The sequence below is a fragment of the Bacillus cereus group sp. BfR-BA-01331 genome (assembly GCF_022663915.1).
Lineage (GTDB): Bacteria > Bacillota > Bacilli > Bacillales > Bacillaceae_G > Bacillus_A > Bacillus_A mycoides.
In genome coordinates, this window is record NZ_JAKUGJ010000029.1 from 1 (window position 1) to 20,307 (window position 20,307).

The following is a 20,307-nucleotide window of genomic DNA, read 5'->3' on the forward strand; positions in this document are numbered from 1 at the left end:
AGCGTCCAAGCGTTGGACATCTAGGGGTGGAACACCCCGAAGTAACGCTCAGGGAGACGAAAGGGTACTTTCGTCGTGGAACTGAGAAGCTCCCACTTCAAGCTTTGCTAAGTGGCGAGTAGTTCACTAATCTAATAACAAACCTTTAATTTAAACAAATCTAGTTCAAGCAAAAAAAGATGTCCTAGTACCATATCTACTAGGACACCCCTTCATTTTAATCATATATACATAACTTCTCTAAATTTCTAAATTCTATACATCTCTATCAATTAAATAATAATTAGATATATCTCCTATCTAAAACATAGTATTATTATTAGCTGTTTCATTTGGAATCTCTTGAATTACATCCCAGTGTTCGACAATCTTACCATCCTTTATACGAAATATATCCACTATAGCAACTCCCTTATCTTGAGAGTTAGCACGAGAATGTACATGAAGAGCAACTGTATCTCCTTCAGCTACTACACGTTTAATTTCTGCAGAGGAGTTAGGGTTTTTAACAAAATCCTCCTTAAAGAAATCCATGAAAGCTTTTCGTCCATCAGCCACAAAAGGATTATGTTGCTTATAATCTTCACTTACATATTTAGGGATGATATCGATATTATGTTTGTTAAAAACTTCATTATAGAAATCAACTACCATCTTTTTATTCTTTTCTTTTTCTGCCACATCATCTTTCGATACTGGTGCAACATTCTCGCTCTTTATTGAGTTACCTTTGGCATTACCAGTGAAGGATTGAAATGTCAAAGTCGATACAATTCCTAAAATAAACACAGAAATAATTATTATTATTAAATTTTTCTCTAATTTCATATATATCTACCTCTTTTAATTTTATAATTCACCTTCGATAACACGCTTAATAAAGGAAAAACATTTCCCAGAATGTGATGTAAGAAATATTGTTAGGAAAATCCATCTATCCTAACAATACTCCTTATACGAGGCATATTTGAAACTGGTAACTCTAACTTAATACCTCATTAACAGTTGCACTGTCCACAATTTGAATAAACTTCTTAACCTTATCGTTCTCATCAAACTCATAAAGATGACAAAAATCTGCTATGAATGATTTCCCTGTTACTTTATATGTTCCACTATATTTTCCATACACGATAACAGTATTGTTATTAAAAGCATAAATTTCATCTTTAGCGCTATAGTTATCCCATTCAGTTCCAAGACGTTCATGTACATTTTTCACTACTTCATCAGGACCTATATAAGTGCCCGCATATGGAAACCCAGCAGCTTCTGTCCAAGATACATTTTCACTTAAATATGTTTTGAAAGCATCCATTTTTCCCTCGCCAGTTAACACATACGTTTCATGTAATAGTTTTTGATATTTATTCATAGCATTAACCCCATGGCATTTCTTTTGTTACAACTTTTGCACTTAATTCCAATACACCTTTATTAGCATAGCCTGGATATGCTGTTTCAAGTTTTGCTACAAAATCTTTTGAAGTTTTACTTTCCTCAGAAGCTTGAATTGCAGTTCTTAGATAATCCATAGTTGCAATAATCGCTTGATTATCTAAGGATTTTTCGATTGATCCATGGCTTGGTACAATAATGTCAGCATTTAACGCTTGTAATACTTTCAAGTTCTCAATCCATGCCTCCATTGCTGCTTTTGAGCTAGTATCTGCTAAGAACACATGGATTTCGTTAAATACATCAATGCCTCCAATCAATAATTTTAGCTCTTTATTAAATAAGCTAGTTCTGTAATCATCTAAGCCTACAAGTTCAAATGTTAAACCTTGAAAATCAATTGTTTTCTCTTTAATAACTTGAGGTAATACCACATTGTTTGGTGCATTTTCTCCTAGTACATCTTTCCAAACTTTTAATTTCCCTAATACAGAATGAACAATATGTTCAACAGTAGACTCTGTAGCATACACTATAGCTTCTGGGTAAGCAGCTTTAATACTTTCTAACCCAAAATAGTAATCAGGATCCCCATGGATAATAAAGATTTTATCTAGAGATAAGTTATTGTTTTTCAAATAATCCACAATTTCTTTCGAATCAGATTGAGTAAATTTTGAGTTTATTAAAAATGCATGTCCTGCTTTCTCAACTAAGGTTGCAGTTACCATAAAACTTTTTTCATCCGAACTAAACACCGTCAATTTTACATCATTTAGATTTGTATCGATTGTTTTAAACATAGAATGTTATTCTCCTTTTGTTAAAGTTATTGAATAGATAACACATTTTTATCTTGTTCCGACAGAAGGCCCCTCCTCAATTCCCCTGCATAGTTAATCGCACCAGCAAATAGATAGGAGATGTATGTCGGTTGGCGTAAGCTAGCATGTTTGCTACTGTGATCTATAGTAAAATCATAATTGGACCTTCTTTAATAACAAATAGAAACTATAACTGTTATCAGAAAGATTTAAGTCCATCCACTTCTAGTCTTTTTTAAAACGTTAAATGTTATATACTTTAACTTAAAGTTTTTTAATATAAATTTTTGAAACGTGCTTCGATTTTATCTGGCGTCATTACCCCGCCACCAATAGGGATAATTTGATTATCCTTTTGTAAAAGTAATGAAGGATAACTATTAACACCAAGCTGTCGAACCTTATTGAAATCATTTTGTACATCTACAATTGTTTCTTGAGCATTTAAACGCTCTATTACTTGTTCAGGATCCAAACCATGCTCAATTGCAATCTTACGATATGTTTCAGGGTCACTTAGACTTTTCCCCTCATAATAAAATGCTTTCTGCATAGCCGAAGTGAATTCTAACAAACGGTCTGGCGCTAATGAACGTAAAGCGGAAAAGCCAATTGCAGCATCTTTCGAATTCATTTTAAAAGTACCTTCTTCCACCAATTTTTGATATGAAGGACCAAACTCTGCACCTGTAAGTTGATTAATTCTTTTATTTCCCTCTTCTATATATGAGAAATTTTTTATTGGTAAATCATCTAAAAATAACCCTCCACATAAAACCGTTAACGGCACTTCAGTGTGTTTTTGGTAAAATCCTTTAATACTTTCTGAAAAGCCATAGCACCATCCACAATATGCGTCCCATACATATATAAAGTTATCTTGTTTCGTTTCCATTTAAATCTCCTACCTTTATTTTTATTTACCAGTCCAGCTATCACTTAAAATTCTCAGCCAACTTTTTGGTTTGTAAAAGTACATCTTTTTTAGTATCTTGTTCTTTTTTGAGGCACCTTACTATATTTTTCAAAAACTAACCCTTTTAAAGAAAGAGCAACTAAGATTTTTAGCAAAAGACAACGATGTATATTATTGCCCAAAAGTAGAAAATACTACAGTACGGAATATGCATTTCTTTTAATATGTCAGTAACTATCTACCCTTAGCGGCAACGTGTGAACCACCATCCTTAAATAAATATACAAATCGTATTTCCACTTAAAATAGGTATTAGTTGTAACTTATTCGATTACAACTTAATGTAACTATATTAGTTACAACTAAGACGAAAGTCAATTCTTTTTTTATAAAAAATATTAAATTTCTACCCTAACGTTTTCAAAAATCTGGTTAACAATAAAATATAACTTTAGTATTATCGCTTAATACCTATATACCCTTTCATTTTTATTAAATAAAAAGAAGCTACTCTAATTCAAGTAACTTCTTTTCATAATTATTGACTTATTCTCACTATTTCTTTTAGATATCTCTGCATATTTTGATTTACTGCATAGACGTAACATCCATTTATCCCGCGAGATAATAATACGTAATAGATACGTTTAATATAGGATGTTAACTCTTCATTATTTAAATCAGTTCCCTTAATCGGAAGACCATTTCGATCTTTATACTCTTTTGGATTGACGATGACCTTTGCTTTATTCAAATCATAGTCTCCATTTCAATATATATCCATTATACACCGAACGTACATTTGACATATAGTAAAATGATCATGACAATTTGTCAAGTAACACTTTACTACCTGTCGAACAATTAAGATGGCTCTTGCCATCCCTTGTCCGAAGCCAATTCATCTCCCACCTACTCACTAGGCTGTGGCCCTTCACGTTCCTTGAGGAAGGAGTCTTCTTGGCTAAAATGATAAAGTACATATCACACAAATATCTACAAAAGCAGCACATGCGCTATTATTGATTTTTGTGATAAATGGAGAGTTTTAACTAAATACTCATTTATGCAAACAAAAGAGTTGACCTAAAAGGTCAACTCCTCTGCTTCAAATTCTTTATTTCTCTTCTTCCTTTTTTTCCATTTCCCGTTCATTTTTAGCGATTAAATCATGAAAATGCTCTTCTTTGTTTTCTTCTATATACTTCATAAGTTCTTTAAATTCCATTCATATCGCCTCCTATACTTATTATATCAATAATATTATAAGTTGTCAGGAGATTATAGAAATTAAATCTATTTATCATTTTATAAAATTTATTAAATGTATGTTCCCTAAAAAACAAGAGCTGATTTTTCGTTAAATTGATTATTTCGAGATTCATCAACAATAATTTCTTTTGCTTGTTTTGATTCTTTAAAAGCAAAAATTTCTGGTTGCTGACCCGTATTATCATATAAGCTATAACAATCTATCAAATCTTTAATTTTACAAAATGTAGTTGCTACTTTCATATGGCTTTCTTCAATAATATGTTCCGGAACCAATCTTCCTGTTAGTTTAAAACGCATGATTGATCGTTCTAAAGCAACCTTTATTGGAACATCTACAATGATTGCATTAATACTGAATTCAGCTTGTCTTAATTGTTGAATCAATTTTTTATATTTCTCTACATTTTTCATTGTACCATCATACATAAAGTTTATTTTTCTCTTCATACAGATTTTTAAAAGTTCCATGGTAATATCACTGCTTTCATCATGAACCAAAAAGGCTGCTTGTTTTATTAGTTCTGTGTCCCCTGATTCCATTAATTGTTGATATTCTGGTATTTTTTCTTTGATCTTATCAGAATCTATCCAAATCATATGTTTCTTCTTGCGTTTATACCCCTTACTTACTAACTCTCCAATTGAGCTTTTTCCAGCAGCAGAACCACCACCAAGTAATATGGCTTCAGGTTCTTTTTCTTGCTGTGAATGTTCATTTAAAAATGATTCAATAATCTCATTATGTAGATCCTTACGTTCTATTACATACTCCCCATTGTTTACGTATCTTTCTCGGGTTGTTCTCAATTCGTCTTCTCCTCTTCTATAAATGAATTATTAGGTTCCCTTCAAAAGTTAGAGTACTTACTCTAACCCTGTACTTATAACTTTGATTTCTCGTCTCTACTTGAGATCATTCTTACTATGATTCCATATAGCTCTTTTAGTTAGATGCTATATTTTTCAATTCATCATTACACATTCCTTCTAAACAACCATATTTCTCTCTAACTTAATACCTACTCTATATATCCACTTAAACAAACAAAAAAGGACTCCTTTAAGTCGATTAATTGTGCATAGCAAAATAAGCTATATACACTAATCGGCTCAAAGAAGCCCTTTCAAAATTGAAACAAGAACACAACTTGCTTCTACAACTCAACCACAACACATAAGGTGTGGGAATAAACGGAATCAATTAAACTAACAATATACCTATATATTAAATAATTTAGTTATTATTATCAAGATGATCTAGTGAATAATGTGCACTGACTTTTGCATTAATTTTTGGAATATCACGCTCTACTTCCAATAAATTATGAGAAAAATCAATATTTTATTAGTATAGTTAATATATGTACCCACTAATTAACTGCGTCTCTTTAACAGTGACCCATACATTCCACTTTATTATTTAACCTTGGACTGTTTTTCACCACATATATTATATAAAAATAAGAAATCCTCTCAAAAAAATTCTTTCTTTTTATATAAACTTATACACACATATTACAATTCATGTCAATATAACAATATCGCAATTTTATTATTAATATTTTATAACAGGAGATGAAAAGATGAAAGGACATAAAAAATCTCAGTAAATAATTTTTATATTAAAAATAAAACCTTATAATCCATTAATTTGATTATAAGGTTTTTAATTGTAAATTATTAATAATGCCCCTCTTTTTAAGAGGATGCGCTTAATTATAATATAAAACTTGATTTTGTCTCCTCTTAATTATTCATTTCAAATCTACTTGATTACATGAAAAATGAGCTACTAATTAAATTACTATTTTATTTCATTCCATAAAGATAAAGCAAAGATCCAATTCGGATCCCCATTCCCTTGATAGCTTTGGGCCGCCTCGTATTCCTTACCCTCGTGAACTACTCTATCTCCTTTTTTATATGCTTTATACGAATCCCATTTCTCATAAGCGTTTTCTTGTTCCTTCGTAGTAACTGTTAAGATATCACTTTTCATTGATTCATTGCCAGCCGTATCAACTGCAGTAACTACATACTTGTATGTAGTATTTACTTGCAAATTCTTGTCCATAAATGATGTGGTATTAACAGTACCTATTTCCTTCGTAACCCCTGCAATTTCTCTGTATACAATATAATGATCCACATCTATGTTATCTTCAGACGGACTCCACATTAAGTCAACAGTATTGGCAGTGATTCCCATACTGTGTAACCCTTTAGGTTGAGTTGGCGCTTCTGTATCTGGTTTTTCCACTGTTGTTTTAATAACTAATACTTCACTTTCCTTAGATATATTCCCTACAGCATCTACTGCTTTTACTGTATACGTGTAATCTGTGTTTGGGCTTAATTTTTTATCAACTACACTAGTACCTGCTACAGTATTAATTACTTCTCCATTACGTAACACTTGATACTCTTTCACCCCTACATTATCTGTTGCAGGCTTCCAATTAAGTTCTACGCTATTTGAAGTGGTTTTTACTACTTGTAGTCCAGATGGCCTAGTTGGTGCTTCTGTATCTGGTTTTTCATTATTAACTAGATTCACATCAATCACATTATAAAAAGCATTTACGGTATCAGCTACATCCCAAACCGCTAAAATGACATGATATCCACTACGATCAGTTGGTACATTAATTTTATGTGATAAATTATTAGATGCTGCAGAACCATCGTGTTTTACAGTTCCTATTAATTCAAAATCCGCTCTTGTTAGAGGTTTGTTTGGGTTCCATCCTTTTTTTGTAATGTAATAGTGCCATTGACTTGTTAAATGAGGAGCAGTGTATTTCCAAGTGAATGTATTCTCTCCACCCTTAATCGTATTCTTAAACCATCGATCAGCTGTTTGTTGATCAAGAATCCCACCAAACAGGCCTCCTGCTGAAGCAATTTTCCCATCAACCGGTCCACCTTGTGGGAATCCTTTAGGCGCTTCTAAGCTTTGCGGCTCATACATTACATTGCCACAATTTAAATTCAAAGCTCCATAATTCTGGCTACATAAAGCAGCACGGCTACCTGGCTTTTCAACGAACCCATGTGCATAGGCATTTTGAGGAATTAAAGTTGTACTCATAATTCCTACTGCTACTACAGCAGCACTTAATCCTTTTTTATTTGTAGTCATTTTTTTCAACTGCTTTAGAATTTTTTTATTCATTTTAATAGTCCCCTCCTATTAATTTTCTTACTATATTAAGAGCATTGATGTAAAAGAATAATAAACATAGATTACAAAGATTAAACAAATAAAAACGAAACCTCATAACTTCATACTCAAATATTCATTTAACTTCCTTTACATCCAAATAGCTTTATAATTAAATTATCACATAATAATTCATTAAACTTATACTGAAATTGTGCACAGTTTTTGAACTTTCTTCCAATACGCCTTTTTCTTTAAAAATCTCCCTTTCTGTAGCTTTAAAATGAAGTTTGATCAAAAACACTACGCTAGTCTATATTTTGTAGCAAAAAAAAGAATCCATTTTAACGAATTTACTGAAAGAATTCTCCTTCCTCAAGCGTGTGAAGGGCGATAGCCCAGCGGTAGAAACAAAATAGGAACGTGTCCATAAACTTGGCAAGTGCATAAGGTGAGGAAATTCTTCCCTCAAACGCTTTGATGTCACCCCTTTAATTTTCGCCATTGTATCGGCGGGACTAAGTGTTGGCATTGTATTTAAAAACAAGTGAACGTGGTCTGTATCACATTCCATTACGATAATAACAATATCCAGTCCGTTACATATTTTTTGAACCAACATTTTGAAACGTTCTTCTACTTTTGTGTTTAGAAAAATCTTTCTTCTGTATAAAGATCTCGTGAACCAGTTTCACGCAAAAATCTACGGCATCCTCATCACTTGTAATATTTGCACCAATGTTGGCATTCTGAAGTTCTTTTATATCCCGTACCATTTGAGTTTTCGGTATCTGCGTCTCTAACATTTTTCGAATTACTTTAGATTGACTCCCCCCAGCGTATTCACACAGAAACTCAATCTCACTCCATAACTCAGTTGGTAAAGTTAACGATACTTTTCTTGTTACACCGATCGCTTTACGTCCTGCTCCTTCTCTTTTCCCACCACGATTGTTTTGTCCAGTCATTATATATATCTCCCCTTTGATTAAAGTTACTTTATTCAAAAATATCCCTTGCATTGGATACAATCAATTAATTTTAGTTACTTTATTCAAATAGAGTTCGACAAAATGAAATTTTCATTACATTAATCCCCGTATAACATTTCCGGTCCTGCTAACACTATAACTGTAACTTAACGTTACACATCCTAACTTGCAGGGCCTAATTTTCTTTTGTACAACAAGCAGTTAGCTAATTAAGCTGATTGCTTTGTTGAGCCGAATGAAGGATTTATAAAAAGATTTCTCAACACCTAGCATTTAGAAATATATTACCTATTATGGTAATCCGTTGGTAATCCTATGATTTCTATAGCTTCTCTCTCGGACTTCGCCTCAAGCCAACGACGCTTCCACTTTTCGTCTTTGTCATAAAACTCTAATGAGTACGTCATAACGCTATTACGCTTCAAAAATTTGTCCGCTGTACTTGTTGCAGTATAATCAAAAATTTCGACTATATCCCTCCCGTGGTAGTTGTTTCATGCCCCTAACCCCATTGGACGAGATTTAATTTTGTTCTTATCTGCCTGATCCATGATTAATGTGGCGATTTCTAGTTGATTCCTTCCTAGCCCTTTTGCTATTTCAAGAATATCTTTATCCTCATCCCACACTTCTCGTAATTGAATCACTTCGCTTTCATCAAACACTAGGTCCAATCCTTCTAAAGCGATATATCGCCTCTTATTTCAATGATTTTGTATCCTGGATAGCGATTGGGAGTAATGTACTCAATCGCTTTTTCTTTTGCTTCTTTTTCATTTCGTCCTTCCTTCCATACCCATGAAGGAAGGAAGACTTTTGATTGATTTTTATCTAACATAGGCTTTCACTCCTTGTTTAATTAGAAGAAACGACCATGTTATAATAGAGGGACAAAATATTGTGTCGTTTCATGAAATAGCTAATTAGGGGTAATCGACTGTTTTTATTTTCTCAATAACGATTATTCAATAAATCTGTTAACATTTAATTACCGATATGTGTATCAACCAGCCTGTGCATCTGCACAGGCCTTTTACTATGCTAATTTTAGTTAGCGGATGCATTTTTCTCACCCTTTATGATGCTTCGCACATCAGAATAGTTCATAATTCCGTAACACATGCATACGAGTTATCGTGTTAAAATTAAGCCATTCTCAAGAAGTAATTCTTATTTACTCGACAATTCTTTTACCCTGTTTAAAGCCTTGCCCCCTGCGAGGCTTTTTTATTTAGCTAAAGTAATATCCTCTACCTTATCTGCGCTGTTATGTACCCCTCTAGCTCTTAAATCTCGTATCATTTTGATTATGTTTGCTATTTCTTCTTTGTCACTCTGCTGTTTATCCATCACTTTTCATCCTTCATAATCCGTTTGTCTATCCGATCCATCAGGTAAATGAATCCTGCAATTCCGATAACTAGTACCAGTATCATAAAATACGAGAATGTACTTCCTTCCATTTTCTAGGGATAAAATTATGTGAAGATTGTACCAAATTAACCAATGAGGGCTACGGCTCTCTTTTTTTATTTCTAATCGACAAAATATAACAATATACGGATAATTATTTTGATAAGATTGTCCAGAAATATTACATTTTATATATCTTGGAGGAATTAAATTATGAGCAAGAAATTATTAATGGCTTTAGCATGCAGCGTGTTACTTATGGGATTGGCTGCTTGTGGTTCAAGTGATAAAGCAAGTACATCAGAAGAACCAAAACAAGAAACTAAAAAAGAAGATGAACAAAAGAAACTAGATGAGCAAAAACAGGAAGACGAACAAAAGAAAATAGAAGAACAGAAAAAAGCCGAAGAACAAAAAGAAGTTGAAGAGCAGAAACGATTAGAAGAACAGAAAAAGGCTGAAGAGCAAAAGAAATTAGAAGAACAACGAAAACAAGAAGAGGCTCAAAGACAACAGGAAGAACAAAAGAAACAACAAGAAGCAGCTCGGGCAAAAGAACAGGAGCAACAAAAAACTACTGCTAATACAGCACCTCAGCAACAAGCTGCACCTAAACAAGAGAAAGTGCACTTTGCAAACTGTACAGATGCAAATAATGCCGGTTACTATGATATAACTCCAGATAGCCCAGCTTATGCTTCACATTTAGATCGCGATGGCGATGGCGTGGCTTGTGAACGAAATAAAGGACATAAAAAATCTAGTAAAAAACATTAGATTTATGGTTAAGCACTCTTGTGAGTGCTTTTTTTATTCTCATTCGACAAAATATAACAAAATACAAATAACTTGTTTGCTACCATGAGATAAGAAATCTTACATTTCAGCTTATATAACTAATACATACTGGGGGTAACACAATGAAACGCAAATTACTTGCAGCATTAGCATGTAGCGCCTTACTTATGGGATTATCCGCTTGTGGTTCAAATGAGAAGACTGCAACTGAATCTAAACCTAAACAAGAAGCTAAAAAGCCTGAACCGGTTACTACAACTTCACTTATTAGCGAGTTCAAGAAAGCTGGTATAGAAGCTGAAAATGCTACGGATCTACCACAAAAAGAGTTCGGTAACATGCGTAAAGATGGTAAACGAATCCTAATTCCTAAATTAGGTGAGGATAAAGGTGGCCGTGTGTTTGAATTTAGTAAGAAAGAAGACTTAGAAAAAGCTAAGAAGTACTATGATGAGCTAGGAAACTCAGCTCCAATGCTTTTCTCACATACATATGCTAAGGGGAATTTCCTTTTACAGATGAATGGCGATATGAAAGATGAAGAGTTTAATAAGTATAAAGAAGTTATGGATAAAGTAGTGAAGTAAATAGCGGCACTCGAAAGAGTGCTTTTACTATTTCTCAATACTCGAAATTATCTAACGTGGTAAAATAATAATTGGATTGGCATCCAATACCATATTACGTTGGTTCAAATCGCAGGAAGGCACCTTAGGGTGTCTTTTTTTTATAAGAAAACCCCCAAGCATTTATATACTTAGGGGCTTATCGATTGAAAGGTAAAACTGCTTACAATTCCTTAAATTAAGAACAAAGTGGGATTACTCCTAAACCAATTAATAGAGCTGCAGCAAACGCTGGAATTGGTACAGGAATCTGGATACCTTCTACAACTAAGAAGTATTGTCCACTTACTACTTGGAAACAAACTAATTGCATGGTTATTCCTCCCTTCTGTTAGGATTAATACATTATATTAAATAGTCTGTTTTTATTAATATATGCGATTTATTAATATTCAGGAGAAGTGCCTTAGATTGGCTTTCTCTTTTTTTCAAAAGAACTTGCTCCATTAATGCATAAAAACATAAAGTAAATTGAATCCGTTAAAATACATGAGTTACCTCTTGTTTTATCCTCTTATCTAAAGGAGGAACTATTATGGGCTTTGGTGGAAGTTGTGGTGGTGGTGGCGGCGGCTTCGCTGGAGGATTTGCTTTACTAGTTGTATTATTTATTCTATTAATAATAGTTGGAGCTAGCTGCTTCTGCTAAACAAACTATCGGAAAAGACACTCTTATATGGGTGTCTTTTCTTTATGCATTAAAAAGCCCACCTATTTCCGTAGGTGGACTTTATCTTTATTACACAATACCAAATTATACTCTCATTTTTTCGTAAACTTTATGCAATTATACATATTTGTAAAAAATTACACTAAATAAATATTACATGTAGTAAAATATAAATTGTGGACACGTTCTATAAAGCAGATTCTCCGATTAGAAGGCGTAACACATCTCAACCATATAGATGTGGCGTTGCTTTAATCTAGCCAAACAAACGATCTCGATTCTCTTGTATTTGTACACTAACAATCTGGTAAAAATAAATGATTCTGTTTTATAGGATGTGTTTACTTAATGTCCAATACATATTATTAAAAGTAAAGTGGTTCAAGTCGGAGGAAGGCACCTTAGGGTGTCTTTTTTTATTTTCAAAAGGACCTGCTCAATTAATCCGTAAAAACATAGGGTAAAGTGAACCCGTTAAAATACATGAATTACCTTAATTTTCCCCTCCTACTCAAAGGAGAGATTAAAATGGGATTTGGTGGTAGTTGCGGTAGTTGTGGCGGTGGCTTTGCTGGAGGCTTTGCTTTATTAGTTGTACTATTTATTTTATTAATCATAGTTGGAGCTAGCTGCTTCTGCTAAACAAACTATTGGAAAAGGCACCTACATAAGGGTGCCTTTTCTTTATGAAAATCTCCACACAAGGTGCAGGAATTTTCATGCTACGAATATATAAAACTAATTATTTAATATATAATGAAGTGCGCCACGTATCTCTTGGATAATTTATTGAAGTCTTTTGATATTCAAAAGTCCCTTCTTGATGATTTGATGCGTCCCATTTATATTCCCAACCTACAATAGGATTACCACCAATTATTTGTGAACCAATACTTTTCACATCAAATCCATTCATTTTGGCAAAAGGAAACTGGCCATATCCTATTTCTTTTGTGTAAACATATAAGTAACTTCCCCCATGATCTTTAGTTGTACTAAAACTATTAGGATTAATGTATTCAACTCCACCCAATTGTGATTCTACTTTTACTACACTTAAAGAAGTTAGAGGTGCTGCTGGTCCTGCTGATGCCTCCGATGCCATTCCTAACCCAACTACCGCCGCCACCCCTAATGATGATATCCCTAATGTAACTTTTTTAAACATATAAACATCCCCTTGTTTTATAATAAGTACAAGTTTGATATTAGCAGAAATTTATAAAAATATCCCTTATTTTGAAAACGTTAACAAATTCTACTTTTTTCGATATGCAATTTAGCATATCGATTGACATACAGAATAATCCATCTACTACTTTTGATATAAAAACTATTTTCAAATTTAATACTATTAACTCACTAAATTCTCATAAAAAGACTGGTCGTCTATACAATGTTTTGGTAAAATATAGGTAACTTTTAAGAAGGAAAAGCTAATATACATCGACTAAATAATGTAAAGAAAATGTTTTATTGCATAAAAAAAGGCTCCATTGCTGGAGCGCTCAAAAAATAATATAAGTAAATGAATTAAAACAAATAACAGACAATTAAACTATATAGATAAAACTTCAATAAATCTATATATATGCAATATTACATATAAAAATCCTATTTATTGATGCTATAATAAGCTTACTCGATGATTGTTATATTTTTTAAGTCGGAGAAAGGCCACTCAAATGAGTGTCCTTTCTTTAACAATATTCAGGTTCATATAACCCGTATAACTGTCCACCGTTTATAACAGTTCCTTTTAAATAATGCTTTATTCCCCCTTTAATCACTACCATTAATCACTACCATAGGCATATCATCTTTACTATTATAAGGAAAAGCCTTATAATCACATGTTGCGGCAATTGAATTATTACTGTTATTCAAATTATTATCAGTGTCTACAGCTGCGGATGTTCCTGTAGCACCAGACAGCATAAACCCAGTTGCTAAAGCCCCTACTACTAATTTCTTAAACATAAAAATTCCCCCTTTAATATTTTTTATAACTTGCACCTTAAATGTATCAATTTAATTGTTTTTGTAATTTGAGAACCAACAATCTGTACGGTATGGTCACAGTACCGTAGCCCACGAACCTATATGGTCTGTTGTGGGAGTGGTGATGGCACACCGCAATCTTGCACGTCAGCGATACCAGAAATGGACTTCGCCTTTGGTAGCAAGAATCCCACTGACGTTAGTCAGCTGGCCCCTTTAGGGGTGGGAGTGTCAAATGTGTTTCATTTTAAAATGTAATGTAGCCGCTACTTATCACTTCCCCACAAACCTAAAATTCCTACAATCTGACGAGCCTTAGCATTATCTATATAATAATGCATCTCTAACCCTCTTCTTTCTGCACGGAGTACGGTTCTCCTTAATTTTGATAGATGCTGTGAAACAGTAGATTGTGGGAGTCTTAATATTTCCGTTAACTGCGTAACATTACACTTTTTATGGTGCATTAATTCATTTACAATTTGTAACCGAACCGGATGTGCCATTACCTTTAAGACTTCTACATCTTCTTCGCGGATTTCAGCTAGATTTCTATCAGATACTACTGTTTTCATTTCGCATTCTCCTTTATTATTAATTTCTATTTTCCTATTATCCTTATAATTAGTACTTATAGATGATTACCATTTGTCCTGTTGAGAAAATATATTCTCTTTTTAAAACAAAAAGGTTACCTATCCTGAAAACAGTTTTTTTACTGCTTCAATGATTTGATCCCCCTAATTTTTTAACCAGACTATATTTTGTGTTGAGAGAATTATTTTGTAGTCAATTACTTGACTTTGAATGAGGCTTAACACGCTTTGCTAAGCAAAAGTAATACTTCTATCCCTTTGTTTAAAGACAGATTTAAATTCGGCATTTGCTTTCTCGTATTTCAAAATCTATAAGAAACATCTCTTCATCTCTCCTCCTACAACATATATTTTTTATTTCTCAACACCAAACAAATGGAATTTCAATCCCATTAATGGTAGTATAATGGTACCTTCAGTTGTTAAATGTCATGCCCTTTTGAAAGGCCCTGTCTGTAATGACGGGGCCTTTTAAATTCCTCCAACTAAAAAAAGCCTTTTTATTTCCTTGTTAACACCAATAGTATATATCCCTCTTTCAATCTATTAATTTCCTATTACATTCCTTCATATAGAGATGGAGGGACTTCTCGTTCACATCATAAATTATGCACCATTGCATTTGATAATCATTTCCGTTGTAACTATAATGATTACAGGATGATTTTTAATCCAAATATTCTATATGGAGGTTTTATTATGTTTAAAAAAATCATTGTGTCTTCTATGGCGCTTACTATGTTTGGTGGGGCTGCAACTATGCTAGAGACACCTACTGCTCAAGCAGCTACTTATAACTCAGCATCATCTTCTTACTTTGATGTTACACCTGAAGAAGCCGCTGCTTTCTATCAATCTCAAGACTATAAAAAATTAAAAGTATTTATGGATGACTTTGAAGCTAGAAATCCTTATACTCCTGGTGGAGGATACGCTCAAGGTAGTGTACGTATGCAAAGATTCAACGATGCTCTTAGAGATGCTAAATTAACAAATATCTACCAAGAATTTATTAGAATCTCGTACTACAATCATTATCCAGAACCAAAATAATAGAAATGTATAAAGTATCTCTTATTAATTTAACTTTGCCCAATTATCTTATCGCCTAATTGTAAATGTATAATCCAAAATAATTATTAGAAACCACTTTTATAAGGGTGGTTTTTCTATTTTCCATGAAAATTAGCATATGAATGCTAATTTATCTCCATATAAAACATTAAATGAATTAACTGCTCTACTGTGGGAATACATCTAAAAAGTTAACTGCCATCAACTGAGCAACGTTAGCCATTTAGTTGATTTAAACACTTTACCTATACACGATAAAACAGGAGTGTGAATAATACTTTCACACTCCTTCCCTATCTTTTGGCTCAAACACATATTTTCTCTTAGTGAATTTTATATTGTCCTGATAACTGTTCTTGCGCCATACGCACTAAGCGTTTTGTAATTTCCCCACCTACTGAACCATTTGCTCTTGCTGTTGAATCCGGTCCAAGTGTAACACCAAACTCCTGAGCAATTTCATATTTCATTTGCTCAATAGCACTTGCTGCAGCTGCTATCAAGATTTCGTTCGAATTATTATTTTCGCGAATTTGCATTTCATACACACCTCCACTGATTTTAGTAATATTATGTTCCGTTTATAATAAAATATACGAATAATTTCCAAAACAAAAAAAGACACCTTAAGATGCCTTTTTTCAATATGTCCATGTAACGCTTAATTTATTTTTACTTGTTAAAGCAAGTAAAGAACCCACTGAAGTACTTTCCTCCTCATGATATACAGTTACTACAGTGTTCTCCACTTTAATCATAGTTCTAAGATTTGTACTTTTATAGTTCTAGAATTCCCATAACTTCTTTCGTAAATAGTTTAAAGTCCTTTAGATGTTTTTCAATAATTTGGCGAACAATATCTAAGTTTACACTTTGATAATCATGAACAGCAATATTTCGAAACCCAACCATTGCTTTTAACTTACTTGCCAGTTCGGTACTAAGTATATCTGCATCAACCAACAAATCAAATGCCTCTCTACTAGATTGAGGTAGTCCCAACTTCTTTCCTGCAACAATATGCATTGCTAAATCAATACTTGCTTCGCATGCTCTTTGAATATTTAATATTATAGAATCTTGCTTTGTATAATCCTCTAAATTATCAGGGTTATTTCCATATACCTCTTGAATTCTTTTTATACAACGCTCTATTGTAGAAATTTTATTCAAAATAACTTCATTCTTCATATATAGAACCTCTTTTCTTTATATCCTCAAATACGATTTTGCGTTCCTCATTCAATTTTGAATACATTTTTAAAGTTTTTATTTCAAAAATTGTTTTTCGCTCTTCATCCGAACAAAATATTGTCTTTCCTGTATGTATAATTTGAGCTTGGAAAACTGTAGAAGCTTCTGATAAATCAACTAAATCAACATCTCTATGAACAATATCCGCTAACTCCTGTGCTAATAAAAAACGTTCATAATTCCCTAATTTTATGTCACTTAAATAAGCTATATCAATGTCACTATCATCTCGTTCTCTGTCCTCTGCTATGGATCCAAATACAATTATCCAATAGGGATTCACAGTCTCTTGTAATTTTTCTATAATAGCTGTAATCATGCTTTGAAAAATCATTTAATTTTCCCCTCCTTATTGTACTTGAATTTTATTATATCATAACCATTATATAACCTTTTCAGCTACGCAGTATAATACATTAAAAATATTAAATTGCCCTCCTTCTTAAATCTTCTTAAACGGCTTGTATATTTTGTAAATAAATTCAATTTAACGCTTTATTTGTTAAAGCAATTAAAATATCCCCAGAAGTACCTTCCTCATATAGTTAAAAGTACAACAGATAGGCTCTTATACTATTACACATAAGAGCCTGTCTCACTAGTATTATAAACAACTACTTATATAAGATTCTTTCATACTAAATAAAAGGTATTTCTACAATTATTCTGGGAAAATGAAGTTAGAGTTCCCTTCACTATTAGCGGAATCCTCTTTCGGGAATGTAATAGTAGTTCCTTCATTCCCTTTATTTATTTCTTGTTCCTCTGGGAATACAATGGAAGAATCATTGCTTAAGTTTGGTGAAAAGCCAAGTTTAGATACAATGGCTTTTAAATCAGGTAAAACACCAATTTTATCAGAGGCTGGATCATTGGATTTCGTTCCTGTACTAGGATCACTTAAAATATCTCTAAGCTGGCTTGGTGTATATACTTTTCCCAGATTAGTTTTTGTAATTCCTTGAATTGATGCAGCAGCACCAGCAATGATAGGTGATGCACTAGATGTTCCACTAAAGCTAGAAGTATATAGATTTATCATAAATTCACGTGGTTTAGCATCTGTTGTATCCACTGCATTCCCCCATCCATATACATCTACCCTACTACCATAATTAGAGAAATATGAACGTTTATGAGGGACCCTTGCAGAAGCTGCTCCAACCATAATCGCCCCTGAATCTTTGAAATCAGGGCTATTACGATTTAAAACTTGTTTACCATTACGGTCTCTAAATTGATCCAAGTCATTTCCGCCGTTTGCACCTGCTTCAATAATAATAATTCCCTTATTTGTTCCCAGACGAATTGCATCAAATATATCCGGTTTTACTTCTACAGGAAGATAGTTCTTATCTCCATATCCTTCATAAGTTGCTTGAGCTTCTAATAAAAGAATATCTCCAGCTTGCATATTGTTAACCGCACTTAATATAGCATCAGCTGTATTATACATACCGTTGTCTCTAATCTGAGATACAACCTTTACCTTAGCTTTTGGTGCAATCCCAATTCCACCTATGTTATTATCTTCTGCAGAAACAATTCCTAAGACTGAGGTACCATGATCATGGTGTTCACTCTTGTTCTGTCCGGACATCAATTCGATCTTCTGATTCACTAAATCTTCATGACTAAATAACCAGCCATACTCCATATCTACAAAAGTTGTTCCTTTTCCATCTCCACCTTTTATACTCCAGGCATAAGGTGCATTGATTCCTAATGGTGCTGGTTCAAGGTAACCTTGCCTTGTAAGTCTAGGTTCATCATATGGATTAACTGATAAATTGGATAAACGCTCTTCAGGTGGAGCTTCTTCTTCCTGTAAATATGCCGTTTCAACAAGAGATGATTTCTCAAATTGTACAAGCAATGCTTGTACATCAATATCACCTTGGGTTTCTACAATATAATAGTTTAGCAAATTAGAAGAAATATGATCAGAGTCTTTTATTTCTTTACCTAGATTTTTAATTTCTTTAGGATTTAAAGAACTAAAAAGTCGATTTATAGTTACATTTTGATATTTGGCTAAAATTCCATTTAATTCAGGGTCTTGTTTTTCTTCTTTAATGAATTTTTCTATCCCATCCTGATATGGCAAATTTGCTTCATTTTTAAATTTCAAAATTAATTGTTTAGTAACTTGCTTATGTACAATAGAATTCAATTGCTTATTTGAATAATCGTAACTAGCTGCGTAGGCAACTTCTGATTTTTCACTTGGGAGTAGTCCTCCCACCCCATTAAATGCTGTTAATGCAATTGAAGAAACTAGAATTCCCTTAAAAATTTTCAAATCGTGCACCTCTTTTAATTTATATATGATTATAAAAAACTATAGATTACCTAACTTCTTTTTTATACAAGCGTCTTATATTTAGGGTTATATTTTCAACTCCATTCATTTTTTTATATTCACTTATATATCATTAATACAACTAGTTCATGCCATCAAATCTATTACTTTAGTCGCATAGCTGTAACAAGTGTAGTTACAGACTTAATAAATAGTCAACCTTATTTTTTATGCAATTTCGCATTTTAAAGAGTGTATACTTCTATCAACTTACTCCTAATTATTTTAATTTGAGTCTTATTCTCCTCATATTAAACCGATCTCTTATTTAAGTATAAAACCTTTACATTTTAAGAGAAGTTGGGCTTCTATCATTTTAAGTAATTGCATATATGTAATTAAAGGCATATAAGGGGGATTGAAAAATGGTAATTTCAAGACAAGATTCCTGGACTAACGATAACGATTCACTTCTCGCAACAATAGTACTTCAAAATATTCGTGACGGTGGAACACAATTAGCTGCATTTAAAGAGGTAGCTAAGCAATTAGCTAGGACACCTGCTGCTTGCGGATTTCGTTGGAACTCATGCGTACGAAAACAATACGAAGAAGAAATACAACAGGCTAAACAAAATCAAAAAACTGGAAATAACAAGTCCCCCATCCAACAAACAAAAGAAACAAGCTCTTTATCTATTACATTAGATGACATTATTATCTTTCTACAAAATTATAAAGAAGTGAATGAATTGACAAATTTACAAAAGCAAATTGAATATTTAGAAGCAGAGAATCAAACCCTTCTACAACGTTTAACTATGTATGAAGAAGAGTATCATATGCTACTTAATCATATTGATAAGACAAGAAATCTGATTGTAGTCGACTAAGAAGAATCAAATTAATTTTTATCGTATTAAAACCGTAGCCTGTCAAAGTTACTATGTATGAATTGACTTCAATACATTATAAATGATAATAAGTAAAGCGCACGTTTATTGT

General features: G+C 32.8%; 23 protein-coding genes and 4 pseudogenes. 6 read left to right on the forward strand and 21 right to left on the reverse strand.

Translation table 11 applies throughout. The features are described from left to right. Positions 1 to 300: 300 nt before the first annotated feature. The 13 genes and pseudogenes from MR155_RS27220 to MR155_RS31880 form a co-directional block, all read right to left on the reverse strand. The gene (locus tag MR155_RS27220) at positions 301 to 828 is read right to left on the reverse strand and encodes a nuclear transport factor 2 family protein (protein ID WP_137076830.1); all 528 of its coding nucleotides are present in this window, start codon (positions 826 to 828) and stop codon (positions 301 to 303) included. A gap of 154 nt (positions 829 to 982) precedes the next feature. Continuing rightward, positions 983 to 1,375 carry a nuclear transport factor 2 family protein gene (locus tag MR155_RS27225; RefSeq protein ID WP_042889832.1) on the reverse strand — a complete coding sequence of 131 codons (393 nt, stop codon included), beginning with the start codon at positions 1,373 to 1,375 and terminating at the stop codon, positions 983 to 985. Between the two features lie 4 nt (positions 1,376 to 1,379). Beyond that, on the reverse strand, positions 1,380 to 2,201 hold the full coding sequence (locus MR155_RS27230; RefSeq protein WP_242311572.1) for an MBL fold metallo-hydrolase: 822 nt from the start codon (positions 2,199 to 2,201) through the stop codon (positions 1,380 to 1,382). 295 nt (positions 2,202 to 2,496) lie between these two features. Beyond that, positions 2,497 to 3,117, reverse strand: coding sequence for a DsbA family protein (locus MR155_RS27235; protein WP_085313301.1), 621 nt, complete (start codon positions 3,115 to 3,117; stop codon positions 2,497 to 2,499). Between the two features lie 559 nt (positions 3,118 to 3,676). Next, a pseudogene (locus tag MR155_RS27240) lies at positions 3,677 to 3,907 on the reverse strand (DNA/RNA helicase domain-containing protein); the annotation flags it as partial. 566 nt (positions 3,908 to 4,473) lie between these two features. Beyond that, a complete protein-coding gene (locus MR155_RS27245) occupies positions 4,474 to 5,220 on the reverse strand; it encodes a zeta toxin family protein (protein WP_016093841.1) in 747 nt (248 codons plus the stop codon). Between the two features lie 997 nt (positions 5,221 to 6,217). Beyond that, positions 6,218 to 7,588, reverse strand: coding sequence for a lytic polysaccharide monooxygenase (locus MR155_RS27250; RefSeq protein ID WP_242311573.1), 1,371 nt, complete (start codon positions 7,586 to 7,588; stop codon positions 6,218 to 6,220). Between the two features lie 301 nt (positions 7,589 to 7,889). After that, positions 7,890 to 8,246 (reverse strand): annotated as a pseudogene (gene tnpA, locus MR155_RS27255) (IS200/IS605 family transposase); the annotation flags it as partial. Further along, entirely contained in the window at positions 8,176 to 8,544 is a 369-nt protein-coding gene (locus MR155_RS27260) for a CopG family transcriptional regulator (RefSeq protein WP_201063489.1), read from the reverse strand. The pseudogene tnpA and the gene MR155_RS27260, both read right to left, overlap by 71 nt. A gap of 308 nt (positions 8,545 to 8,852) precedes the next feature. Beyond that, positions 8,853 to 9,066 (reverse strand): annotated as a pseudogene (locus MR155_RS27265) (hypothetical protein). Next, positions 9,063 to 9,257: a hypothetical protein gene (locus tag MR155_RS27270; RefSeq protein ID WP_113937361.1), complete on the reverse strand. Its 195-nt coding sequence runs from the start codon at positions 9,255 to 9,257 to the stop codon at positions 9,063 to 9,065. Before MR155_RS27270 ends, MR155_RS27265 begins: the two are co-directional and overlap by 4 nt. Next, the gene (locus MR155_RS27275) at positions 9,248 to 9,406 is read right to left on the reverse strand and encodes a hypothetical protein (RefSeq protein ID WP_181777931.1); all 159 of its coding nucleotides are present in this window, start codon (positions 9,404 to 9,406) and stop codon (positions 9,248 to 9,250) included. Before MR155_RS27275 ends, MR155_RS27270 begins: the two co-directional genes overlap by 10 nt. 389 nt (positions 9,407 to 9,795) lie before the next feature. Then, positions 9,796 to 9,918 carry a hypothetical protein gene (locus tag MR155_RS31880; protein ID WP_265324696.1) on the reverse strand — a complete coding sequence of 41 codons (123 nt, stop codon included), beginning with the start codon at positions 9,916 to 9,918 and terminating at the stop codon, positions 9,796 to 9,798. Positions 9,919 to 10,194: 276 nt separating this feature from the next. On the opposite strand from MR155_RS31880, the gene MR155_RS27280 reads away from it, so the two are divergent. Together MR155_RS27280 and MR155_RS27285 are read left to right on the forward strand one after the other, a co-directional pair. Beyond that, the gene (locus MR155_RS27280) at positions 10,195 to 10,758 is read left to right on the forward strand and encodes an excalibur calcium-binding domain-containing protein (RefSeq protein ID WP_201063490.1); all 564 of its coding nucleotides are present in this window, start codon (positions 10,195 to 10,197) and stop codon (positions 10,756 to 10,758) included. Positions 10,759 to 10,901: 143 nt separating this feature from the next. Then, on the forward strand, positions 10,902 to 11,366 hold the full coding sequence (locus MR155_RS27285; protein WP_201063491.1) for a stress protein: 465 nt from the start codon (positions 10,902 to 10,904) through the stop codon (positions 11,364 to 11,366). A 217-nt stretch (positions 11,367 to 11,583) separates the two neighbouring features. Here MR155_RS27285 and MR155_RS31885 read toward each other — a convergent pair whose 3' ends face one another. Beyond that, on the reverse strand, positions 11,584 to 11,718 hold the full coding sequence (locus MR155_RS31885; protein WP_002016520.1) for a hypothetical protein: 135 nt from the start codon (positions 11,716 to 11,718) through the stop codon (positions 11,584 to 11,586). 222 nt (positions 11,719 to 11,940) lie between these two features. On the opposite strand from MR155_RS31885, the gene MR155_RS27290 reads away from it, so the two are divergent. Together MR155_RS27290 and MR155_RS27295 are read left to right on the forward strand one after the other, a co-directional pair. Next, positions 11,941 to 12,054: a YjcZ family sporulation protein gene (locus MR155_RS27290; RefSeq protein ID WP_078205657.1), complete on the forward strand. Its 114-nt coding sequence runs from the start codon at positions 11,941 to 11,943 to the stop codon at positions 12,052 to 12,054. A gap of 549 nt (positions 12,055 to 12,603) precedes the next feature. Beyond that, on the forward strand, positions 12,604 to 12,717 hold the full coding sequence (locus MR155_RS27295; RefSeq protein WP_113937363.1) for a YjcZ family sporulation protein: 114 nt from the start codon (positions 12,604 to 12,606) through the stop codon (positions 12,715 to 12,717). Positions 12,718 to 12,817: 100 nt separating this feature from the next. Here MR155_RS27295 and MR155_RS27300 read toward each other — a convergent pair whose 3' ends face one another. From MR155_RS27300 to MR155_RS27310, 3 genes and pseudogenes are all read right to left on the reverse strand, one after another. Then, the gene (locus tag MR155_RS27300) at positions 12,818 to 13,243 is read right to left on the reverse strand and encodes a DUF4879 domain-containing protein (protein ID WP_242311574.1); all 426 of its coding nucleotides are present in this window, start codon (positions 13,241 to 13,243) and stop codon (positions 12,818 to 12,820) included. A 532-nt stretch (positions 13,244 to 13,775) separates the two neighbouring features. Next, positions 13,776 to 14,055: pseudogene (locus MR155_RS27305) on the reverse strand (hypothetical protein). A gap of 287 nt (positions 14,056 to 14,342) precedes the next feature. Next, positions 14,343 to 14,651 (reverse strand): ArsR/SmtB family transcription factor, encoded by a 309-nt coding sequence (locus MR155_RS27310; RefSeq protein WP_078205906.1) that lies wholly within the window; start codon positions 14,649 to 14,651, stop codon positions 14,343 to 14,345. A 720-nt stretch (positions 14,652 to 15,371) separates the two neighbouring features. Here MR155_RS27310 and MR155_RS27315 point away from each other — a divergent pair. Next, positions 15,372 to 15,725: a hypothetical protein gene (locus tag MR155_RS27315; protein ID WP_242311575.1), complete on the forward strand. Its 354-nt coding sequence runs from the start codon at positions 15,372 to 15,374 to the stop codon at positions 15,723 to 15,725. Between the two features lie 344 nt (positions 15,726 to 16,069). Here MR155_RS27315 and MR155_RS27320 read toward each other — a convergent pair whose 3' ends face one another. From MR155_RS27320 to MR155_RS27335, 4 genes are all read right to left on the reverse strand, one after another. After that, complete coding sequence (locus tag MR155_RS27320; protein ID WP_001167047.1) at positions 16,070 to 16,285, reverse strand: alpha/beta-type small acid-soluble spore protein; 216 nt, start codon at positions 16,283 to 16,285, stop codon at positions 16,070 to 16,072. A 238-nt stretch (positions 16,286 to 16,523) separates the two neighbouring features. Then, positions 16,524 to 16,937 carry a type VII toxin-antitoxin system HepT family RNase toxin gene (gene hepT / locus MR155_RS27325; RefSeq protein ID WP_242311577.1) on the reverse strand — a complete coding sequence of 138 codons (414 nt, stop codon included), beginning with the start codon at positions 16,935 to 16,937 and terminating at the stop codon, positions 16,524 to 16,526. After that, a complete protein-coding gene (gene mntA, locus MR155_RS27330; RefSeq protein ID WP_002204144.1) occupies positions 16,927 to 17,334 on the reverse strand; it encodes a type VII toxin-antitoxin system MntA family adenylyltransferase antitoxin in 408 nt (135 codons plus the stop codon). Before mntA ends, hepT begins: the two co-directional genes overlap by 11 nt. 327 nt (positions 17,335 to 17,661) lie before the next feature. Further along, positions 17,662 to 19,302, reverse strand: a complete 1,641-nt coding sequence (locus MR155_RS27335) for a S8 family peptidase (protein ID WP_151304182.1) — start codon at positions 19,300 to 19,302, stop codon at positions 17,662 to 17,664. 425 nt (positions 19,303 to 19,727) lie between these two features. Between MR155_RS27335 and MR155_RS27340 the strand changes: the two genes are divergently transcribed. After that, positions 19,728 to 20,195 carry an RsfA family transcriptional regulator gene (locus MR155_RS27340; RefSeq protein ID WP_002144287.1) on the forward strand — a complete coding sequence of 156 codons (468 nt, stop codon included), beginning with the start codon at positions 19,728 to 19,730 and terminating at the stop codon, positions 20,193 to 20,195. The last annotated feature ends 112 nt before the right edge of the window (positions 20,196 to 20,307 follow it).

Excerpts from the sequence above, each read along its gene's own strand:
- MR155_RS27230 (WP_242311572.1), bottom strand. The coding sequence starts at position 2,201 with ATGTTTAAAACAATCGATACAAATCTAAATGATGTAAAATTGACGGTG.
- MR155_RS27275 (WP_181777931.1), bottom strand. The coding sequence starts at position 9,406 with ATGTTAGATAAAAATCAATCAAAAGTCTTCCTTCCTTCATGGGTATGG.
- MR155_RS27315 (WP_242311575.1), top strand. The coding sequence starts at position 15,372 with ATGTTTAAAAAAATCATTGTGTCTTCTATGGCGCTTACTATGTTTGGT.
- MR155_RS27320 (WP_001167047.1), bottom strand. The coding sequence starts at position 16,285 with ATGCAAATTCGCGAAAATAATAATTCGAACGAAATCTTGATAGCAGCT.
- mntA (WP_002204144.1), bottom strand. The coding sequence starts at position 17,334 with ATGATTTTTCAAAGCATGATTACAGCTATTATAGAAAAATTACAAGAG.
- MR155_RS27225 (WP_042889832.1), bottom strand. The coding sequence starts at position 1,375 with ATGAATAAATATCAAAAACTATTACATGAAACGTATGTGTTAACTGGC.
- MR155_RS27285 (WP_201063491.1), top strand. The coding sequence starts at position 10,902 with ATGAAACGCAAATTACTTGCAGCATTAGCATGTAGCGCCTTACTTATG.
- MR155_RS27340 (WP_002144287.1), top strand. The coding sequence starts at position 19,728 with ATGGTAATTTCAAGACAAGATTCCTGGACTAACGATAACGATTCACTT.
- MR155_RS27300 (WP_242311574.1), bottom strand. The coding sequence starts at position 13,243 with ATGTTTAAAAAAGTTACATTAGGGATATCATCATTAGGGGTGGCGGCG.
- MR155_RS27295 (WP_113937363.1), top strand. The coding sequence starts at position 12,604 with ATGGGATTTGGTGGTAGTTGCGGTAGTTGTGGCGGTGGCTTTGCTGGA.
- MR155_RS31880 (WP_265324696.1), bottom strand. The coding sequence starts at position 9,918 with ATGGATAAACAGCAGAGTGACAAAGAAGAAATAGCAAACATAATCAAA.
- MR155_RS27220 (WP_137076830.1), bottom strand. The coding sequence starts at position 828 with ATGAAATTAGAGAAAAATTTAATAATAATAATTATTTCTGTGTTTATT.
- MR155_RS27260 (WP_201063489.1), bottom strand. The coding sequence starts at position 8,544 with ATGACTGGACAAAACAATCGTGGTGGGAAAAGAGAAGGAGCAGGACGT.
- MR155_RS27280 (WP_201063490.1), top strand. The coding sequence starts at position 10,195 with ATGAGCAAGAAATTATTAATGGCTTTAGCATGCAGCGTGTTACTTATG.
- MR155_RS27250 (WP_242311573.1), bottom strand. The coding sequence starts at position 7,588 with ATGAATAAAAAAATTCTAAAGCAGTTGAAAAAAATGACTACAAATAAA.
- MR155_RS27235 (WP_085313301.1), bottom strand. The coding sequence starts at position 3,117 with ATGGAAACGAAACAAGATAACTTTATATATGTATGGGACGCATATTGT.
- hepT (WP_242311577.1), bottom strand. The coding sequence starts at position 16,937 with ATGAAGAATGAAGTTATTTTGAATAAAATTTCTACAATAGAGCGTTGT.
- MR155_RS27290 (WP_078205657.1), top strand. The coding sequence starts at position 11,941 with ATGGGCTTTGGTGGAAGTTGTGGTGGTGGTGGCGGCGGCTTCGCTGGA.
- MR155_RS31885 (WP_002016520.1), bottom strand. The coding sequence starts at position 11,718 with ATGCAATTAGTTTGTTTCCAAGTAGTAAGTGGACAATACTTCTTAGTT.
- MR155_RS27310 (WP_078205906.1), bottom strand. The coding sequence starts at position 14,651 with ATGAAAACAGTAGTATCTGATAGAAATCTAGCTGAAATCCGCGAAGAA.